The sequence below is a fragment of the Rhodospirillales bacterium genome (genome assembly GCA_023898785.1).
Classification (GTDB): Bacteria; Pseudomonadota; Alphaproteobacteria; order Micavibrionales; family Micavibrionaceae; genus TMED27.
Genome location: CP060239.1, coordinates 477,362 through 495,526, shown reverse-complemented (window position 1 = coordinate 495,526; position 18,165 = coordinate 477,362). Strand labels below are relative to the sequence as shown.

The 18,165-nt window shown below is 48.8% G+C and carries 15 protein-coding genes and 4 tRNA genes; 5 read left to right on the top strand and 14 right to left on the bottom strand.

What is annotated here, in order from left to right; genetic code table 11:
• Window positions 1-4: 4 nt before the first annotated feature.
• From H6859_02595 to ispG, 7 genes are all read right to left on the bottom strand, one after another.
• On the bottom strand, window positions 5-520 hold the full coding sequence (locus tag H6859_02595; GenBank protein ID USO06671.1) for an NADH-quinone oxidoreductase subunit B: 516 nt from the start codon (window positions 518-520) through the stop codon (window positions 5-7).
• Window positions 521-583: 63 nt separating this feature from the next.
• Entirely contained in the window at window positions 584-931 is a 348-nt protein-coding gene (locus H6859_02590; protein ID USO06101.1) for a hypothetical protein, read from the bottom strand.
• Complete coding sequence (locus H6859_02585) at window positions 922-1,293, bottom strand: NADH-quinone oxidoreductase subunit A (protein USO06100.1); 372 nt, start codon at window positions 1,291-1,293, stop codon at window positions 922-924. The genes H6859_02590 and H6859_02585 overlap by 10 nt, the downstream gene beginning before the upstream one ends.
• A gap of 150 nt (window positions 1,294-1,443) precedes the next feature.
• A tRNA-Asp gene (locus H6859_02580) sits at window positions 1,444-1,520 on the bottom strand.
• 72 nt (window positions 1,521-1,592) lie between these two features.
• Window positions 1,593-2,714, bottom strand: a complete 1,122-nt coding sequence (gene ald / locus H6859_02575) for an alanine dehydrogenase (protein USO06099.1) — start codon at window positions 2,712-2,714, stop codon at window positions 1,593-1,595.
• Window positions 2,711-4,162: an NAD-dependent succinate-semialdehyde dehydrogenase gene (locus H6859_02570; protein USO06098.1), complete on the bottom strand. Its 1,452-nt coding sequence runs from the start codon at window positions 4,160-4,162 to the stop codon at window positions 2,711-2,713. Before H6859_02570 ends, ald begins: the two co-directional genes overlap by 4 nt.
• Window positions 4,163-4,277: 115 nt before the next feature.
• A complete protein-coding gene (gene ispG / locus H6859_02565) occupies window positions 4,278-5,525 on the bottom strand; it encodes a flavodoxin-dependent (E)-4-hydroxy-3-methylbut-2-enyl-diphosphate synthase (GenBank protein USO06097.1) in 1,248 nt (415 codons plus the stop codon).
• Between the two features lie 101 nt (window positions 5,526-5,626).
• Here ispG and H6859_02560 point away from each other — a divergent pair.
• Window positions 5,627-5,701 (top strand) — tRNA-Val (locus H6859_02560).
• Between the two features lie 131 nt (window positions 5,702-5,832).
• On the opposite strand, the gene H6859_02555 is transcribed toward H6859_02560, so the two are convergent.
• From H6859_02555 to H6859_02530, 6 genes are all read right to left on the bottom strand, one after another.
• Window positions 5,833-6,111, bottom strand: coding sequence for an HU family DNA-binding protein (locus H6859_02555; protein ID USO06096.1), 279 nt, complete (start codon window positions 6,109-6,111; stop codon window positions 5,833-5,835).
• A 182-nt stretch (window positions 6,112-6,293) separates the two neighbouring features.
• Entirely contained in the window at window positions 6,294-8,714 is a 2,421-nt protein-coding gene (gene lon / locus H6859_02550; GenBank protein USO06095.1) for an endopeptidase La, read from the bottom strand.
• A gap of 90 nt (window positions 8,715-8,804) precedes the next feature.
• Window positions 8,805-9,458 (bottom strand): ATP-dependent Clp endopeptidase proteolytic subunit ClpP, encoded by a 654-nt coding sequence (gene clpP / locus H6859_02545; protein ID USO06094.1) that lies wholly within the window; start codon window positions 9,456-9,458, stop codon window positions 8,805-8,807.
• Between the two features lie 99 nt (window positions 9,459-9,557).
• A complete protein-coding gene (locus H6859_02540) occupies window positions 9,558-11,006 on the bottom strand; it encodes a trigger factor (GenBank protein ID USO06670.1) in 1,449 nt (482 codons plus the stop codon).
• Window positions 11,007-11,037: 31 nt separating this feature from the next.
• A tRNA-Leu gene (locus H6859_02535) sits at window positions 11,038-11,122 on the bottom strand.
• A 30-nt stretch (window positions 11,123-11,152) separates the two neighbouring features.
• Window positions 11,153-12,544, bottom strand: coding sequence for an NAD(P)H-hydrate dehydratase (locus H6859_02530; GenBank protein USO06093.1), 1,392 nt, complete (start codon window positions 12,542-12,544; stop codon window positions 11,153-11,155).
• 75 nt (window positions 12,545-12,619) lie between these two features.
• On the opposite strand from H6859_02530, the gene H6859_02525 reads away from it, so the two are divergent.
• Both H6859_02525 and glnA read left to right on the top strand, forming a co-directional pair.
• Window positions 12,620-12,695 (top strand) — tRNA-His (locus H6859_02525).
• Between the two features lie 76 nt (window positions 12,696-12,771).
• Window positions 12,772-14,199, top strand: coding sequence for a type I glutamate--ammonia ligase (gene glnA / locus H6859_02520; GenBank protein ID USO06092.1), 1,428 nt, complete (start codon window positions 12,772-12,774; stop codon window positions 14,197-14,199).
• A 13-nt stretch (window positions 14,200-14,212) separates the two neighbouring features.
• Here glnA and H6859_02515 read toward each other — a convergent pair whose 3' ends face one another.
• Entirely contained in the window at window positions 14,213-15,448 is a 1,236-nt protein-coding gene (locus H6859_02515) for a hypothetical protein (GenBank protein ID USO06091.1), read from the bottom strand.
• A 172-nt stretch (window positions 15,449-15,620) separates the two neighbouring features.
• Between H6859_02515 and parE the strand changes: the two genes are divergently transcribed.
• On the top strand, window positions 15,621-17,669 hold the full coding sequence (gene parE, locus H6859_02510; GenBank protein USO06090.1) for a DNA topoisomerase IV subunit B: 2,049 nt from the start codon (window positions 15,621-15,623) through the stop codon (window positions 17,667-17,669).
• Between the two features lie 35 nt (window positions 17,670-17,704).
• Complete coding sequence (locus H6859_02505; protein ID USO06089.1) at window positions 17,705-18,151, top strand: hypothetical protein; 447 nt, start codon at window positions 17,705-17,707, stop codon at window positions 18,149-18,151.
• The last annotated feature ends 14 nt before the right edge of the window (window positions 18,152-18,165 follow it).

Below are 18,165 nucleotides of genomic sequence, written 5' to 3'. Positions count from 1 at the left end.
GCCCCTATCTCACAATGCGCGTATCTTCGCGCTGAATTTTTTTCTGAAGTTGTAACAACCCGTAGACAAGAGCCTCTGCCGTCGGCGGACAGCCCGGTACATAGATGTCAACTGGCACAACGCGGTCACATCCACGCACAACGGAATAGGAATAATGATAATACCCGCCGCCATTGGCGCATGATCCCATCGACACAACCCAGCGCGGCTCCGGCATCTGATCATAAACGCGTCGCAAGGCCGGGGCCATTTTATTGGTCAACGTCCCGGCCACAATCATAACATCGGACTGGCGGGGTGATGGCCGTGGAATAATGCCGAAACGGTCTAAATCATACCGGCTCATATAGGAATGGATCATCTCCACCGCGCAGCACGCCAAACCAAACGTCATCGGCCACATTGACCCCGTACGCGCCCAATCAAACAGCGCATCTGTAGAGGTGAGCAAAAACCCCTTTTCATCCAGAGTCTTGGAAATCGCCGCAGGCACGACGTCTTGCTCCTCCGCCGGCGGCATTTTGACGTCCGTACGAAAATCGTACGCCGGCGCAGCGATTATATGCTTGTCCTGCCCCATTTCTTAACTCACCCCAGCAAGCTGAAGGGCCCGATCCAAACGATCATTGGCCCCTGTACTTTCCATCAATACAGCCAATTGCTCCTCACCAATTCCAGAATCACTTACGTGTTTCATGAAGAGGGCCAATGCCTGCTCAAATTGTTTCCTCATCTCAATAACTCTAGAATCTGTACCCTCATCCAAAGCGGCATACTGCTCCTGAGTGGTTGTCTCAGGATACACCCCCGAAACATCCCGATAAGGGTTTTCATCAGCATCGCGAAAAACAGCGCTTAACTGCGCGGCCATTTCCACCAGAGCATTAATTTTCTGAGAAACTTCCTGCCACTGAATCTCAGTCATTCCCATTCCAACGCTCCTTTCTTCCATTCGTAAATAAATCCAACAGTCAAAACACCCAAAAACACCACCATAGACCAAAATCCGAACACACCTATTTCGCCCAGAGATATGGCCCAGGGAAACAAAAACGCGATCTCTAAATCAAAGATAATGAAGAGCAAGCAAACCAGATAAAACCGCACGTCAAATTTTGTACGCGCATCGGAAAACGCATCAAACCCGCACTCATAAGCCGAAAGCTTTTCCGCATCCGGATTTTGCCGCCCGGCCAGCAACGATCCCAAAATCATCACAAGCGACACTCCAGCCGCAATCACAATAAACAGCAGAATCGGTAAATACGTTAACAGAAAATCTTGAGGTGCCATGAGCAGGTCTAATTCGTGTGTTAATCTGCCTCCGTTTTAACACCGCAATGCCCAAAAGGAAACAGGGAATTCAAGGGAATTCACGCAAATTTTTTAAAATCCGCGTACTCACTTCATCAAATTAAAAAGGGAATTTTTTAAAATCTCAAATGGCGCGAGTGACGAGACTTGAACTCGCGGCCTCCGCCGTGACAGGGCGGCGCTCTAACCAACTGAGCTACACCCGCGCATTCGAGGTTCGTTTTCTTATCAAGTTAAAGCCTGTTCTGTCAACGGTCTTTACGGCTGAATTGTAAAAATTATGCTACCAACATCGATGCTGTCGGAAACAGATCCATATCCAGCGCTTCAGCCACCGCTCTATGCGTAATCTTTCCGTTGCAAACGTTCAGACCTTCCAGGAAATTTAGGTCATAAGAAAGTGCCTGTTTCCATCCCTTATTTGCCAATTGCAGCGCATAAGGCAACACCGAATGATTGAGCGCCAACGCTGAAGTGAGCGGTACCGCACCAGGCATATTTGCCACGCAATAATGCACAACATTATCAACAACATAAGTTGGATCATCATGCGTAGTCGCCCTGGATGTTTCCGCACACCCCCCCTGATCAATTGCAATATCAACAAACACCGAGCCTGGAATCATCTCGCTCAGCATTTCTCTACGAATCAATTTTGGCGCCGAAGCACCCGGAATGAGAACAGAACCGATCACCAGATCAGCGTTCTTCGCCATTTCTTCAAGCGCCCCGGTGCTGGAATACACAATATTGGCCCGGCCGATAAAATACTCATCCAAAAACCGCATCCGCTCATTATTGCGCTCTAAAATTGTAACATTCGCGCCAAGCCCGGTTGCCATTTGCGCCGCATGAAATCCGGCCACGCCGCCGCCAATAATAAGGACTTTCGCAGGCTTCACACCGGGAACGCCGCCAATTAAACGCCCTTCACCCCCTTTATGCTTCTGCAAATGATAGGCCCCCACCTGCACAGATAGCCGCCCGGCAATCTCACTCATCGGCTGCAAAAGCGGCAAGCCGCGCCCGTCACCGCCCGTTACGGTTTCATAAGCGATCGCCGTGCAACCTGACTCAATCAAACCGATCGCCTGAGGCCTATCTGCAGCCAGATGCAAATAGGTAAACAGCACATGGTGCGGCTTCAACAATTTAAATTCTTGAGGCTGCGGCTCCTTAACCTTAATAATCATCTCGGCATGGTCAAAGACCGCTTCAGCCGTTTCAGCGATCCGCGCCCCGGCGGCTTCATAATCTTCGTCGCTAAAGTTAATCCCCGCGCCCGCGCCGCTTTCAACCCAGACTTCATGACCATTGCGCACAAACTCCACCACAGAATTGGGCACCAGCCCAACGCGATGCTCTAGCTTTTTAATCTCTCGCGGTACGCCGATGATCATTTCAACCCTCCCATCAATACATATTTCATTTCAAGATACTCATCTATCCCGTATTTAGAACCCTCACGACCCAGACCCGACTGTTTTATTCCGCCAAACGGCGCGACTTCTGTCGAAAGAATCGGCTTATTCACCGCTACCATACCGTATTCCAAGGCCTCAGATACGCGGATAACCCGCGCCATATCTTTAGAATAAAAATACGCCGCCAACCCGTAAATTGTGTCATTCGCCAAGTCAATCACTTCGGCTTCATCAGAAAAACGAAACAGCGGCGCCACCGGACCGAACGTCTCTTCTCGCGCGATTTTCATTTCTTTGGTCATACCACCCAGCAATGTCGGCTCAAAAAAGAATTCACCGGCCTCGTGCGGCTGACCGCCGGTGACAAGCTCCGCCCCATGCTCCAGCGCATCGGCGATATGATCCTGTACCTTTTCCATGCCTTTTTCATCAATCATCGGACCGATATCGGTGCCCTCCTCTAGCCCGTCACCAACTTTCAAAGCCTTAATCTTCACCGCCAGCTTCCTGGCAAATTCATCATAAACCGTGTCCTGCACGTAAATCCGGTTCGCACATACGCAGGTCTGACCCGCATTGCGGAATTTACAAGCCATCGCTCCGTCCACGGCCTGCTCAATATCGGCATCGTCAAACACGATAAACGGCGCATTCCCGCCCAGCTCCAGCGACAGCTTCTTAATCGTGTCCGCGCATTGACGCATCAATAACCGTCCTACCGCCGTCGAACCGGTAAAGGACAACTTGCGCACCGCCGGGTTTTCGCAAAGCTCTCGACCGATCGGCGCCGGATCATCACTAGTAATCACATTAAACACACCAGCCGGAAACCCAGCCTCATCGGCCAGCACCGCCAACGCCAACGCCGAAAACGGCGTATTGCCCGCCGGTTTACACACAATCGTACACCCAGCTGCCAAGGCGGGCGCGACTTTGCGCGTAATCATCGCCGATGGAAAATTCCACGGCGTAATCGCCGCACTTACACCTACAGGCTGGCGTAAAACGCTAATCCGTGCCCCGGCAACCGGTGAGGGGATAAGGTCGCCGTAAACCCGCTTGCCTTCCTCGGCAAACCACTCAACAAAGCTGGCCCCATACAGAATCTCCCCCTTGGCCTCGGCCAAAGGCTTGCCCTGTTCAGTCGTCAGAATCACCGCCAGATCATCAACATGCTCGACAATAAGCTCATACCAGCGCCGCAAAATCGCTGCCCGTTCCTTCGCGGTTTTCTTCGCCCAAGCCGGAAAAGCCTTTTCTGCCGCCGCAATCGCCGCGCGCGTCTCGCCTGCCCCCAAATCCGGCGCACAGCCAATCACCTCACCATCAGCCGGATTGGTGACATCATAGCGCGCCGGACCATCAACCCATACCCCATCGATATAGGCCTTATCTTTAAGAAGCTTTTTGTTTTTCAGTTTCATGTTTTCCCTTTATTGTCATTGCGAGCGTAGCGAAGCAATCCAGAGCCTGCAAGCACCATTGCTGGATTGCCGCGTCGGGGCCATGCGGCCTCCTCGCAATGACAACAGAGCGAATTCAAGCCGTCGCACTCTCATCACTCGTCCCAAACCGCCGTTCAACATACTCTTTGACCAGCGCCTGAAACTCTGCCGCAATATTATCACCGCGCAGCGTATGCACCTTTTTACCGTCTATAAACACCGGTGCCACTGGGCTTTCCCCCGTGCCGGGCAATGAAATACCAATATCCGCATGCTTGGATTCACCGGGACCATTGACGATGCAGCCCATCACCGCCACCTTCAAATTCTCAACCCCCGGATAGCGTTTACGCCATACCGGCATCGATTCATCCAGATGCCGCTGTATGTCTTGGGCCAGCTCCTGAAAGAATGTCGAGGTCGTCCGCCCACATCCCGGACACGCCGCCACCTCCGGCGTAAAGCTCCGCAAGCCTAAGCTTTGCAAAATCTCCTTACACACCCGCACCTCAAGCGTGCGATCCCCACCCGGCTCAGGCGTCAAAGAGGCACGGATCGTATTGCCAATCCCCTCATTCAACAAAATCCCCTCACCCAGCGCTGTCGCCACAATGCCTTTACTCGCCATCCCCGCCTCGGTCAGCCCCAAATGCAGCGCGTAAGTCGAACGCTCCGCCAACGCCCGATACACCGCAATAAGGTCCTGCACCCGACTCACCTTCGCCGACAGGAGTATCTGATCCTTACGCAAACCAACGCTTTCAGCGCGCTGTGCACTCAAAAGCGCCGATTGCACCAGCGTTTCACGCATCACAGCCTCGGCGTCCCACGGCGCGGCTCTCGCCGCATTCTCATCCATCAACTTGGTCGCCAACTCTTGATCCAACGAGCCCCAATTCACCCCAATCCGCACGGCTTTGTTATGCTGCACAGCCTTTTCAATCATACTCTCAAACTGCGCATCACGTTTCTTGCCAAAACCGACATTGCCCGGATTGATCCGGTACTTATCCAGCGCCTCGCACAGCTCAGGCACGTCGTTCAACAAGGTATGACCGTTATAATGAAAACACCCGGCCAGCGGCACATCCAGCCCCGCCGCCTCCAACCGCTCCCGCAAGACCACAACTCCGCGCGCAGCCTCTTCGGTATTCACCGTCACGCGAACAATTTCACTCCCAGCCAAAAACAGATCCTTCACCTGTTCAAACGTCGCCTCAACATCCGCTGTATCGGTATTCGTCATCGATTGCACAACAACAGGCGCATCATCGCCAACGGTGACACCACGAACCTTTACGGCATGCGTTTTATGACGCGGTTTTTCCATGATCTGGACCATGCGCTTTATTTAGAGTGAATTACACAAAAGGTCAAAGTTTTCATGAAAGCTATTGATTTTTTCAAATGAAGTTACTAAACATACCATTCCTTATTTGATAAGGGCGATTAGCTCAGTGGTAGAGCGCCTCGTTTACACCGAGGATGTCGGCAGTTCGACCCTGTCATCGCCCACCATTCCTTCCTCTCCAAAGTGCAAAAAAGCCCCGCAAACCTGCAGGGCTTTTAGAATTCTTTAGAAGCATTACCAAGATCCCGTTCGTCTAACTACGCTTTTGCGCACCAACGGGACAAGAACCTTTCAGTTCTTACTTCTTGTTCACAGCTTCTTTCAGCTCTTTACCAGCTTTAAACTTAGGCTGCTTGGAAGCCGGAATCTTGATAGGCTCACCCGTGCGTGGGTTACGGCCAGTTGTTGCAGCGCGCTTGGCAACTGAGAATGTGCCGAAACCAACGAGACGGACATCATCGCCTTTTTTCAAAGAGCCTTTGATAGCGTCGATAACAGCATCAACAGCAGATGCAGCTTTTGTTTTAGAGATGTCGGCTTTGTCAGCCACTTTTGATACGAGGTCTTGCTTGTTCATAATAATCCCCTTCAGGTTAAAGTTAAGCAATTAAATGACTTTTCTGAAAAGAATTCTAAAAGAAAAAAACATCCTAAAGAAAAAATCCCAAAAAAATCGACTTTTGAAAAACTTTAAAAGCCAAAGCCAGTAAGGTTTTTCGAACTGTGTAACGAATCTTTTAGGCTTTTTTCGCGCAGGAATCAATGGCGAATTACGTCTTCACCCTTATTTTCTGCACTTTCTGGAGCAATTTGCTCAATTTTTTTACTGGAATCACTATCAAGTGGCTTTGGAGCCTCTAATAATGCATGCGCAAGCACTTCATCAATCGTACCTACACTCACAATTTCCAGTTCTTTTTTAACATTCGCAGGAATCTCTTCTAAATCTTTAACATTATCTTCGGGAATCAGAACCTTTTTAATGCCCCCGCGCAGCGCGCCAAGCAGTTTTTCTTTCAAACCACCAATCTCGGTAACCTTGCCGCGCAAATTCACCTCGCCGGTCATCGCAATATCTTTGCTGATCGGAATGCCGGTCAGACATGAAACAATCGCCGTCACCATCGCCGCACCAGCCGAAGGCCCGTCTTTCGGCACGGCCCCTTCCGGCACATGAACGTGAATCTGCTTTTTCTGCAAAGCCTCATAATCAATGCCATAAGCCGCCGCGCGAGACTTAATAAGCATCTCCGCCACAGTAATAGATTCTTTCATCACATCTTTCAGGTTCCCGGTCATGGAAACTTTACCGTCTTTGCCTTCGTAATTGACCGCTTCAATCTGCAAAATCGAACCGCCAACTTCAGAATAAGACAGCCCTGAAACTACGCCAACATTGTCTTTATCATCAATCTCGCGGGTTTTAAATTTCTTAACACCCGCATATTTCTTAAGATTACGCGGCGTAATGGAAATCCGCTCCTTACCTTTCATCAGGATTTCCTTAATGGCCTTCCGGCAAAGCCGCGACAATTCTCGCTCAAGACTGCGAACGCCAGCCTCGCGGGTGTAATAACGAATCAAATCACGCAATCCATTATCGCTAATCGAAAACTCATCCTTCTTCAAACCTGCCGCTTTCATCTGCTTTTTCAGCAAATGCCGCTTGGCAATTTCAAGCTTTTCATCCTCGGTGTAACCGGAAATATGAATGATCTCCATCCGGTCCAGCAAAGGTCGAGGCATGGTTTGCAACGAGTTCGACGTACACACAAACATCACATCGGACAGATCATAATCAATCTCTAAATAATGGTCCTGAAATGTTGAGTTTTGCTCAGGGTCTAAGACCTCCAACAACGCCGAAGACGGGTCCCCGCGCCAATCAGAGCCAAGCTTGTCAATCTCATCAAGCAAGAACAACGGATTCACCGTCTTGGCCTTTTTCATACCTTGAATCACCTTACCCGGCAAAGCACCGACATAAGTTCGACGGTGACCGCGAATCTCGCTTTCATCACGCACACCGCCCAAAGACATCCTCACAAAATTCCGGTTCGTCGCCCGCGCAATTGATTGTCCCAAAGAGGTCTTACCAACCCCCGGCGGACCGATCAGACATAAAATCGGACCTTTAACCTTCTTGGTACGCTGCTGCACAGCTAGATATTCGAGAATGCGCTCTTTAACCTTCTCCAACCCATAATGGTCGGCATTCAAAATCTTCTTTGCTAGTTTGATGTCGGATTTCACACGGCTACGTTTTTTCCACGGCACCGCCAAGATCCAGTCGAGATAATTGCGCACCACGGTTGCCTCCGCCGACATCGGACTCATTTGCCGCAATTTTTTCAATTCTTTAGCTGCACGTTCTTTCGCTTCTTTTGGCAAATTAGCTTCTTCGATCTGCTTTTCCAGCTCGCCCAACTCATCCAGCCCGTCTTCGCTGTCGCCAAGCTCCTTCTGAATCGCTTTCATCTGCTCATTCAGGTAATACTCACGCTGAGTTTTTTCCATCTGGCGCTTCACGCGGCTGCGCACACGTTTTTCAACCTGCAACACACCAATTTCGCCTTCCATAAAGCCATAAATACGCTCTAACCGCTCATGCAACGTTGAAACCTCAAGCAATTCCTGCTTTTGCTCGATTTTGAGCGCCAGATGTGACGCAATCGTATCGGCCATCTTGGTCGGCTCTTCAATCTGATTAACCGAAACAATCACCTCAGGCGGAATTTTCTTATTTAGCTTCACATATTGCTCGAATTGCGTTGTCACCGCGCGTGCAAGCGCCTCAAGCTCATCATTCATTTCCGTAGTATCTACAACGTCTTCGACGCCAGCTTCCAAAAAGTCCTTATTTTCAGAAAAACCCGCGACTTTAACCCGCTTACCACCCTCAACCAGAACTTTTACAGTCCCGTCAGGCAACTTCAACAATTGCAGAATCGTCCCGACAACGCCCGTAGTATAAAGATCATTGGCAGAAGGATCGTCCTCAGATGGTGATTTCTGTGTCAAAAGCAAGATTTGCTTATTTTCATGCATCACATGCTCAAGTGCATGTACAGACTTATCGCGCCCTACAAACAGCGGCACAATCATATGAGGAAACACTACAATATCGCGCAAAGGCAATACAGCATAACGTTGAGACGAGGACTTTGAGCTTCCGAGCATGGCTTTCCTTAAAAATTCAGATTATTAAGCAGAAAAATGGAACCTTTTTATCAAAAATCAAGATACTCCACTACAATACGCCCAAAACCTTTATTTTTTCTTATCATCATCGGCCAAAACGTGATTTTCTACAACTTCGTCAATCAAACCAAATTTCTTAGCTTCTTTTGCGCTCATAAAATTATCGCGTTCCATTGCTTTTTCAACGTCAGCAAGCTTTTGTCCGGTATGATGCACATAAATCTCGTTCAAACGTTCACGCAGCCGCAGGATCTCACGCGCCTGAATCTCAATATCGGTAGCCTGCCCCCGCGCACCCCCTGATGGCTGGTGGATCATAATGCGTGAATTCGGCAAGGAATAACGATGCCCAGCCGCACCGGCCGCCAACAACAACGAGCCCATCGACGCCGCCTGCCCAATACACACCGTATGAACCTCAGGCTTTATATATTGCATCGTGTCATAAACAGACAAACCAGCCGTTACCACACCGCCAGGTGAATTAATATAAAAGGAAATCGGTTTTTTGGGATTCTCGGATTCCAGAAACAAAAGCTGCGCGCAAATCAGGCTGGTAACATAATCATGCACCTCCCCGGTCAGGAAAATAATCCGCTCTTTCAAGAGGCGCGAATAAATATCAAACGCCCGCTCACCGCGGTTTGTCTGCTCGATCACGGTCGGCACCAGCGTATTGTTGTAAACTTCTAAAGGATCGCGTTCATTGAAATCTGTGCTCATAAGTTTTTATCCGAAAAGGGTTGTTGAAGTGTAAATACAAACAAACCGTACCCGAGGAGATACGGTTTGTTCAAGTCTGAATATAAATTTGCGCAGAGTTTACTTCTTCGCAGCAGCTTTTTTCTTCGCCGCCGCTTTTTGAGTAGCCGGCTTTTTCTTACCATCGCTTTTTTTCGCTGAAGACTTCTTGGCCGCCGCTTTTTTCTTCGGCTTGGCTTCGCCCTCCTCATCATCCAGAGCTTTCAAAAGCTCATCCTGAGACACGGACTTTTCTTTTACCTCAGCCAGCTCAAGAATATAGTCGACAACTTTTTCCTCAAACAAAGGCGCACGCAGGGATTCAAGTGCATGCCGGTTCTTGCCGTAATAATCAAAAACCTCACGTTCCTGACCGGGAAATTTCTGCGCTTCCGTAATCACAGCCTTATGCAACTCAGCATCAGCCACGGTAATATTCTGGCCATTACCGACTTCCGCCAGAATAAGCCCCAAACGCACGCGGCGCTCGGCGATTTGCGCATACTCATCCTTTTCCGCCTTTGAAAGCTCTTTATCCTCACCATTACGCTGACGATCCAGTTCAACTTGCTGGATAATATTAGTATTCTCCATTTCAAGCATGCCCGGAGGAACATCAAATTTATTCGCATCATCCAGAGCGTCCAAAAGCTCTTTCTTCAAAACCATCCGGGAATGCCCGTCAAGTTCCTTCTGAAGCTGCTCTTTAACCGCTTCTTTCAAGGCTTTTACATCATCTATGCCAAGGGATTTAGCGAACTCATCATTGATTTCCGTCTTAGCAGGCTCACGAATTTCGTGGATATCCACATCGAAAATCGCATCACGCCCGGCCAATTCTTCTGCCCCGTAATTTTCAGGGAAAGAAACTTTGACCTCAACTTTTTCACCGGCTTTTTTGCCGAGAAGCTGCTCTTCAAACCCCGGAATAAACTGACCGGAACCAAGCTTAAGATGATGCCCGTGCGCATGCATACCTTCATGCTCAACATTGTCATCCGCCGTGCGTCCATGAAAATCAATCACCAGCGTTTCACCGTCTTTGGCACCGCGCTTAGCTTCCACAACCTTCGTAGACTGATTATTCGCTGCAATACGCTCCAGCGCTTGATCAACTTCATTATCATCGGGCGTTGTAACCATTTTTGTAAGCTTAATCCCCTTAAGGTCAGCCACTTTAAATTCAGGCATCGCCTCAACCTGTACGATGTACACAAGATCATTCCCTTCGCCAAAATCTTTGCTCTTCACTTCAATTTTCGGCTGCAAAGCAGGTTTAATTTTCTTGTCTTGAAGCGCTTTTTGAGATGTCTCATTCACAGCCGCTTCCAACACCTCTCCCAAAATCGCTTTACCATAGCGCTGTTTCAACATGGCATGCGGAATTTTTCCTGGACGAAAACCCGGCATACGGGCCGTTTTGCCCACTTCTTGAAGTTTTACATCAACACGTTTTTCGATATCATTGGCTGGAATAGTAATTTCCAGCTCGTGGTTTAAACCTTCGGACTTTAATTCTTTAACTTTCATAGCGCTCATTTTCTATTTGTTACTTCCTGTATGGTGCGGCTGGAGGGACTTGAACCCCCACGCCCGAAAGCACCAGAACCTAAATCTGGCGTGTCTACCAATTTCACCACAGCCGCATACCGGGTAAATCTAAAAACTGAGCGGTTTTAGCGCAACTTTGCACAAAAACCAAGCTCTTCTTGCAAAACTTCAGGAATTAAATCGATTAGATCGCTGGCCACCAGCCCCGGCCCAAACCGCAAAGCCGCCTCGCCATGCATCCAAACGCTGGCACAAGAGGCCTCAAACGCAGGCATCCCCTGCGCCAATAGTCCGGCAATCATCCCTGCCAGTACGTCCCCAGAGCCCGCCGTCGCCAAAACGGCACTTGCATGAGCATTAATAACCGCCCGCCCGTCCGGATGCACAATCACCGTATCGGCACCTTTAAGAACTATAACCGCGCCGATTTGCATCGCCGCTATCCGCGCTTTGTCCAGCTTCGTACCCACAATATCAGGAAAAGCCTTCACAAATTCTCCCTCATGCGGAGTAATAACGTAATTTTCACTTAAGCCAGCAGGTAAATCATTTAAGGCATCCGCATCCAGCACCGTTGGCACATCGCTCTTATAATCCGGCTTCACGCCCAAACCACCAGGCCCGTAAAGCCGCACCGCAACGCGCTCTGGCTGATCTTCCTGATCATAAACCAATATATGCGGCGCCAAGGCCGCCCGGTAAACATCTTCCGTGCCTTTCGGCGCTACGACAGCCACCAGCCCCGCGCCAATCCGCGCACAAGCCTCACTCGCCAGCCGCGTAGCCCCTGTTAATTTCGGAGCGCCATAGACCTGCACCAGACCATTATCATATTTATGCCCGCCAAGACCTTTTCGCGGAAACGTTTTCAGCCATAAATCCGGATGATTTTCCAGCGCATCAGATTCAAAATCTGCTGTAATACCGATATCAACTTCATGAACCTGCCCGCAATACCCTGCCCCCGGATAGAGGACATGCCCCAGCTTCTTCCGATGAAATGTCAGCGTACAATCCGCCCGTAAAGTATGCGCATCGACTGCACCGGTATCACCATTAACGCCAGAAGGAATATCCACCGCCACCACCAGGCAACGCACCTGACCAAAAACATCGCTAACAGCTGCCTTTAAATCGCCCTTAAAACCCGTGCCAAACACCGCATCGACAACCAAACTCGCCGTACTTGCATCAACTGCCTCAAACGAAACTGTCTCCCCGCGCCAATTATTATAGGCCTTCAGCGCATCCCCTTTGAGCTTTTCCGGCTCGACCAAACACGCACACAGCACGCTCCGTCTAGCTTTGCGTAGAATTTCAGCAATAACAAATCCATCCCCGCCATTATTCCCCGGTCCGCAGAGAACAAGGATATTCGGCACCTCATATTCAGCAAGAATAAACTTCGCCACTGCCCGTCCGGCTACCCTCATCAAATCAAACCCCGGCGTCCCTGCCTCAATCGTATCCCGGTCCGCTTTTGCCATCTGCGCAACCGTCAAAATCTCATGGCTCATTTATTTTACGCCCCATCTGTTCAAAGCACTTGACCTTTTATAGCCCAAAACCTTATACAACTTAAATTAATTATGGCGACTGTAGCTCAGCTGGTAGAGCCCTCGGTTGTGATCCGAGTTGTCGCGGGTTCGAGTCCCGTCAGTCGCCCCACTCTTGCAAATCATTCTAGTCTTGTAAAATCCACCTTCCAAAGTAGAATGCTTTGCAAGAAAGGACCCCCCTGCTCATGACCACCGCTCTCAAATTCAAAAATATTGCCGAATTCCTGAAATACATTAAAGAAAACGACATCCAGTATGTTGACATGAATTTCACCGATCTGCGCGGAAAATGGCAACACACAACCGAATATGCACCGGAACTCGATGAATACAAACTCAATCGTGGCATTTTCTTTGACGGCTCCTCCATTGCAGGGTGGCAACCAATTAACGACTCCGACATGGTCATCAAACCGGACCTCGGTAAAGTCGCCATTGACCCTTTCGCCGCACAAAGAACACTCAAGGTCTTTTGCGACATCCATGAACCAAACTCAGGCAAGCCTTATGCGCTTGACCCGCGCTCCATCGCCAAAGCCGCGGAAAAGCATCTCAAAAGCAGCGGCCTGGCTGATACGGCCTATTTCGGACCAGAAGCCGAATTTTTCATCTTCGATGACGTCAAAATCCATATGGAAACCAACCGCGTCAGTTTTGAAATCAACAGCGAAGAAGCCCCTTACAACGCAGGGCGCCATTACGACACCGGCAATATGGGCCACCGCCCGCAAACTAAAGGCGGTTATTTCCCTGAAAGCCCGGTTGATCATCTCTCTGACATTCGCGGCGAAATGCTGACCGTTATCCAGAGCATGGGTGTCGAAGTGGAAAAACACCACCATGAAGTCGCCCCCAGCCAGTGCGAACTCGGCATCAGGTTCTCGACCCTGCTGGACAGCGCCGACAACATCCAGCTTTACAAACATGCGGTACACAACGTCGCCAACGCCTACGGCAAAACCGCCACTTTCATGCCCAAACCCGTCTTCGGAGATAACGGCTCTGGTATGCACGTCCATCAATCTTTATGGAAATCAGGTAAACCTCTCTTTGCCGGTGACAGCTACGCCAACCTGTCTGAAAACGCGCTCTATTATATCGGCGGCATTATCAAACATGCCCGCAGCCTAAACGCCTTTACCAACCCGACAACAAATAGCTATAAACGACTCGTTCCAGGTTATGAAGCGCCTGTATTGCTGGCCTATTCCGCTCGAAATCGAAGTGCTTCTTGCCGCGTTCCATACAGCGCTTCACCAAAAGGCAAGCGCATCGAAGTTCGTTTCCCTGACCCAACCGCCAACCCATATCTGGCTTTCGCTGCAATGTTAATGGCCGGACTTGACGGAATAGAAAACAAAATTCACCCTGGCGAAGCCATGGACGAAAATCTCTATGATTTGTCACAAGAAGAACAAGATAAACTGCCGAATGTCTGCCATTCTTTACGCAGCGCACTAGAGGCTCTACGTGAAGATCATGAATTTCTGCTAAAAGGCGATGTCTTTACGCAAAGTGCAATCAACGCCTATATCGGCTTAAAAGAAGAAGAAAACAAAGCGTATGAAATGATGATCCACCCTATCGAATACAAACTATACTATTCCTCATAATACCAACATTTTTCTATTCCGCAGTTCTGGGTTTTATCTCATTTACAACCAGCTTATATGTTTCAACATTACGCGCCCATTTAAAATAATCATCGTCACGTGAAGGCGTAAACAGGGAAACAAAATAATAAAAATCGCCTGCCGACATAATTGTCAACCACAGCTCATGTTCAATAACCCTTTCATTTTCATCCGTAACCTTAAAAACCTGTGTATCAACAAAATCATAGCTATCACCAAGAAAAAATTCATTTCGATTTTCAATAACATCGCCCATAACAAGCCCCTTTTCCGCAACATCCTCCTTATAATAATTGAGTTCGTCATCAAGAGTCTCTGAAGCATAAATAGACACAAGATCAATACCAATCTGCCCATCCAAACGAATCTTCCCAGTGTGAGAACCATCATGTATGTAATGTGTGTTAAGCAATAAAACTTCCATACGATCAATCGTACGAATAGGTAACGCTTTCAACTCCCAACTGACCGGATACATAAATTCAGCCAAATCCAGAAACTGGTAACGCTGCATTTCTTCGATATATTCCTTAACCGGAGTAATAGGATCAAAGGAATCAAGTACCATTTTCTGCATGACTTTCTCATCATGCCAACGCTCGATAGGAACAACATACTGAGCATACATAACGTGCTTACCGTTTGTATAAACACTGGCACGAACAGCATAACTAACCTTGTTTTTGATAAAAACATAAAGAGCCTCCGCGCGTGTATCGTCATGGACAGTAAGCCCCTGCACGTTATAGCTGCTGGAAAGAAAAAACTGCATAAGCCACTGCTCAACAGTCATATAATAATCCATACTCATCGCTTCAACTGTCAAATAACTACGCTCGGAATATATGTCTGGCGGCCCGTAAAACCGTACAATTTCTCCCATAATTTTATTGGTAACCGAAAAATCTTCCGGCCTGCCCTTTGTCATATTTTCCCATCCCTTGGGAATTCGAATTTCAAAATTCAACGCAGGATCACCAAACGTTTTTAGAACCAAAGGTTCCGTATTTTCTGTAAACTCACCGGAGGAAAGTAGATCAAATTCGGGCATAGGTTTACGATATTGTTCCATAACTTTTTGAGCAAAAGCGCTATGAGGAAAAAACCAAGAAATACCGGAAACCAACACAAGAAGCACACAAATCCTATGTAAACTTATCATTTCTAAAACACCTCTTATGCTTTCTTTCAGGGCAATAAATGGAACGCAAACATTATTGTAACACATCTCTTGGCCAAGTTTCCAAAAACACGGTCTTAATTCATACCAGGCTTAAAAATCCGTGTATTCCCCTCTACACATAGGCTAAAGCCCTTGATTTGCAGGCCATAGAACTTTACACAAAAACAAAGTACGATTTTTTTTAACGCTCACGTACAAAGTAACAGAGTTTAATAATATGTCTGATTTATTCGCTCCACCTTCTGCTGCATCAAAAAACAACTACGATGCCTCTTCAATTGAAGTTTTGGAAGGACTTGAGCCTGTTCGCAAACGCCCCGGCATGTATATTGGCGGCACAGATGAGCGCGCCTTGCACCACTTGGCCGGCGAAATTCTGGACAACTCAATGGATGAAGCCGTAGCGGGCCACGCCGACTGGATCGAAATCGCCCTTGAGGCTGATTACTCTCTTATCATCCGTGACAATGGCCGCGGCATCCCGGTTGACGAACACCCGAAATACCCCGGAAAATCAGCTCTTGAGGTCATCATGACCACACTACACTCAGGCGGAAAATTCTCAGGAAAATCATACGAAACCTCAGGCGGTCTGCACGGTGTAGGAATTTCCGTCGTCAACGCCCTATCCGATAACATGTGGGTCGAAGTCGCCCGCGAAAAGAAACTCTACCGCCAAAGCTTTTCCCGCGGCCTCCCAACTTCAAAACTCGAAGATTTAGGCGCCATTAACAACCGCCGTGGCACAACCGTATCTTTTCACCCCGATCCTGACATTTTCGGCTCACAAGCCCGCTTCAAACCCGGCTGGCTGTTTCAGATGGCCCGCTCCAAAGCATATCTATATTCCGGCGTTGAAATTCGCTGGAAATGCGCCCACGAAATTATCCCTGAAGACAGCAAAATCACGCCTGAAGCCGTATTTAAATTCCCCAACGGACTGCTTGACTACCTTGACGCCACGCTACATAACCGCAAAACAGTAATCCCCAACCCCTTCGCAGGCAAAGCCGATCTCCCCGGTAATGAAGGTCGTGTTGAATTCGCCATCACATGGCCTGAAAACGGTGAAGGCTTTAGCCATTCCTACTGCAACACCGTACCAACACCACAAGGCGGCACCCATGAAACCGGGCTGCGCACCGCACTCTCACGAAGCCTGCGCGCCTATGGCGAAATGATCGGCGTAAAGAAGGCAAATATCATCACTGCTGACGATGTGCTGGGCGGCGCAGCTATATTGCTTTCTGTCTTTATCAAAGACCCCCAGTTTCAAGGCCAAACCAAAGAAAAACTCGCCAGTTCAGCTGTCAGCAAATGGGTTGATAGCGCCATAAAAGACCATTTCGACCTTTGGCTTTCCGGTGACCCGGCTTCAGCCACCAAGCTACTAAACGCCATCATCCTGCGTGCCGAAGAACGCCTGCGTCGTAAAATGGACCGCGTACAGGCCCGCAAAAGCGCCACACAAAAGCTGCGTCTGCCTGGCAAACTCGCCGATTGTTCACGCGCCAATGCCGAAGACACCGAGCTTTTCATCGTTGAGGGTGATAGCGCAGGCGGCTCAGCCAAACAAGGCCGCAACCGCGAAACACAGGCCATCTTACCCTTGCGCGGCAAAATTCTCAACGTCGTCAGCGCCACCGCCGATAAAATCCGCGCCAATCAGGAAATTCAAGATCTCATCCAGGCTCTGGGCTGCGGCGCTGGCCGAGACTTTCACCTCTCCAAACTCCGCTATGAACGCGTCATCATCATGACCGATGCAGACGTTGACGGCGCCCATATCGCCGCGCTGCTCATCACTTTTTTTTATACTCAAATGCGCGAACTTGTCGAAGAAGGGCACCTCTATCTCGCCCAACCCCCGCTCTACCGCCTCGTCGCAGGCAATAACAGCGCCTATGCAAAAGACGATGAACACAAAGATGCACTGATGGAAACCAAGGAATTCAAAGGAAAAAAAGTTGAAGTCAGCCGTTTTAAAGGTCTTGGAGAAATGCCCGCAAAACAGCTCAAAGAAACGACCATGAACCCAGCCAGCCGCACCTTGCTACGCGTAACCCTGCCCGAAGCCGCCGCCGCACTCGCTATAGGACTGTCCGGTGAAGAACTGGAAAGTCTGGAAGGCGAAAACCCGCTTGAAGCCGGCGCTTCACAGGCTGACATCGATGATCTCGTCGAACGCCTGATGGGCAAAAACGCCGAGCCCCGCTTTCAATTCATTCAAGACAACGCCGAATTCGCCAGCGATATTGACGTTTAGGTAAAAACATTCGCACCGCACCAGGGATAAAAAACTTGAATTGGATAAAACGCCAACTCTATCGCACAATTGACTACGGCCACGAAGCTAAAAGACGTGCTGAACGAAGGAAAAGTCTCCAGAATTTTTTATTAATTCCGTCTGTTATTTTGTCCACTTCTCTAATCTGGCTCTTAAGCCTCTATTGTTTTTCACAATGGCACGCATACATCTTTCCAGAAGAAACCCTCGCCAATGCGGAAGGAATAGGGCCAATTCTGGTAACCGTCTCACCTCTTTTTTTCGCTCTTTTGTTTGGGATGATTCTAGGAAACAAGCTTGTCGCATTATTTCCAACAACCAAACGAGTCCTTGAGCAAGAAGCTCAAAAATTTTCCCAAACCTCTTACAAGGAATCACAAAAACACCTGCTGAGACTATCGGTAATTATCATCCCTTTATCGTTCGGATTAGCCATTTGGGGCGTTTTTCTTCCTTGGTAGGCTTTTTAGCTCTT

Bases quoted from the DNA above. Each gene is read 5' to 3' on its own strand.
- H6859_02590 (USO06101.1), bottom strand. From the start codon at position 931: ATGGGAATGACTGAGATTCAGTGGCAGGAAGTTTCTCAGAAAATTAAT.
- clpP (USO06094.1), bottom strand. From the start codon at position 9,458: ATGAGCACAGATTTCAATGAACGCGATCCTTTAGAAGTTTACAACAAT.
- parE (USO06090.1), top strand. From the start codon at position 15,621: ATGTCTGATTTATTCGCTCCACCTTCTGCTGCATCAAAAAACAACTAC.
- H6859_02585 (USO06100.1), bottom strand. From the start codon at position 1,293: ATGGCACCTCAAGATTTTCTGTTAACGTATTTACCGATTCTGCTGTTT.
- H6859_02570 (USO06098.1), bottom strand. From the start codon at position 4,162: ATGAAACTGAAAAACAAAAAGCTTCTTAAAGATAAGGCCTATATCGAT.
- ald (USO06099.1), bottom strand. From the start codon at position 2,714: ATGATCATCGGCGTACCGCGAGAGATTAAAAAGCTAGAGCATCGCGTT.
- H6859_02595 (USO06671.1), bottom strand. From the start codon at position 520: ATGCCGCCGGCGGAGGAGCAAGACGTCGTGCCTGCGGCGATTTCCAAG.
- ispG (USO06097.1), bottom strand. From the start codon at position 5,525: ATGGTCCAGATCATGGAAAAACCGCGTCATAAAACGCATGCCGTAAAG.
- glnA (USO06092.1), top strand. From the start codon at position 12,772: ATGACCACCGCTCTCAAATTCAAAAATATTGCCGAATTCCTGAAATAC.
- H6859_02540 (USO06670.1), bottom strand. From the start codon at position 11,006: ATGAAAGTTAAAGAATTAAAGTCCGAAGGTTTAAACCACGAGCTGGAA.
- H6859_02515 (USO06091.1), bottom strand. From the start codon at position 15,448: ATGTGTTACAATAATGTTTGCGTTCCATTTATTGCCCTGAAAGAAAGC.
- H6859_02530 (USO06093.1), bottom strand. From the start codon at position 12,544: ATGAGCCATGAGATTTTGACGGTTGCGCAGATGGCAAAAGCGGACCGG.
- lon (USO06095.1), bottom strand. From the start codon at position 8,714: ATGCTCGGAAGCTCAAAGTCCTCGTCTCAACGTTATGCTGTATTGCCT.
- H6859_02555 (USO06096.1), bottom strand. From the start codon at position 6,111: ATGAACAAGCAAGACCTCGTATCAAAAGTGGCTGACAAAGCCGACATC.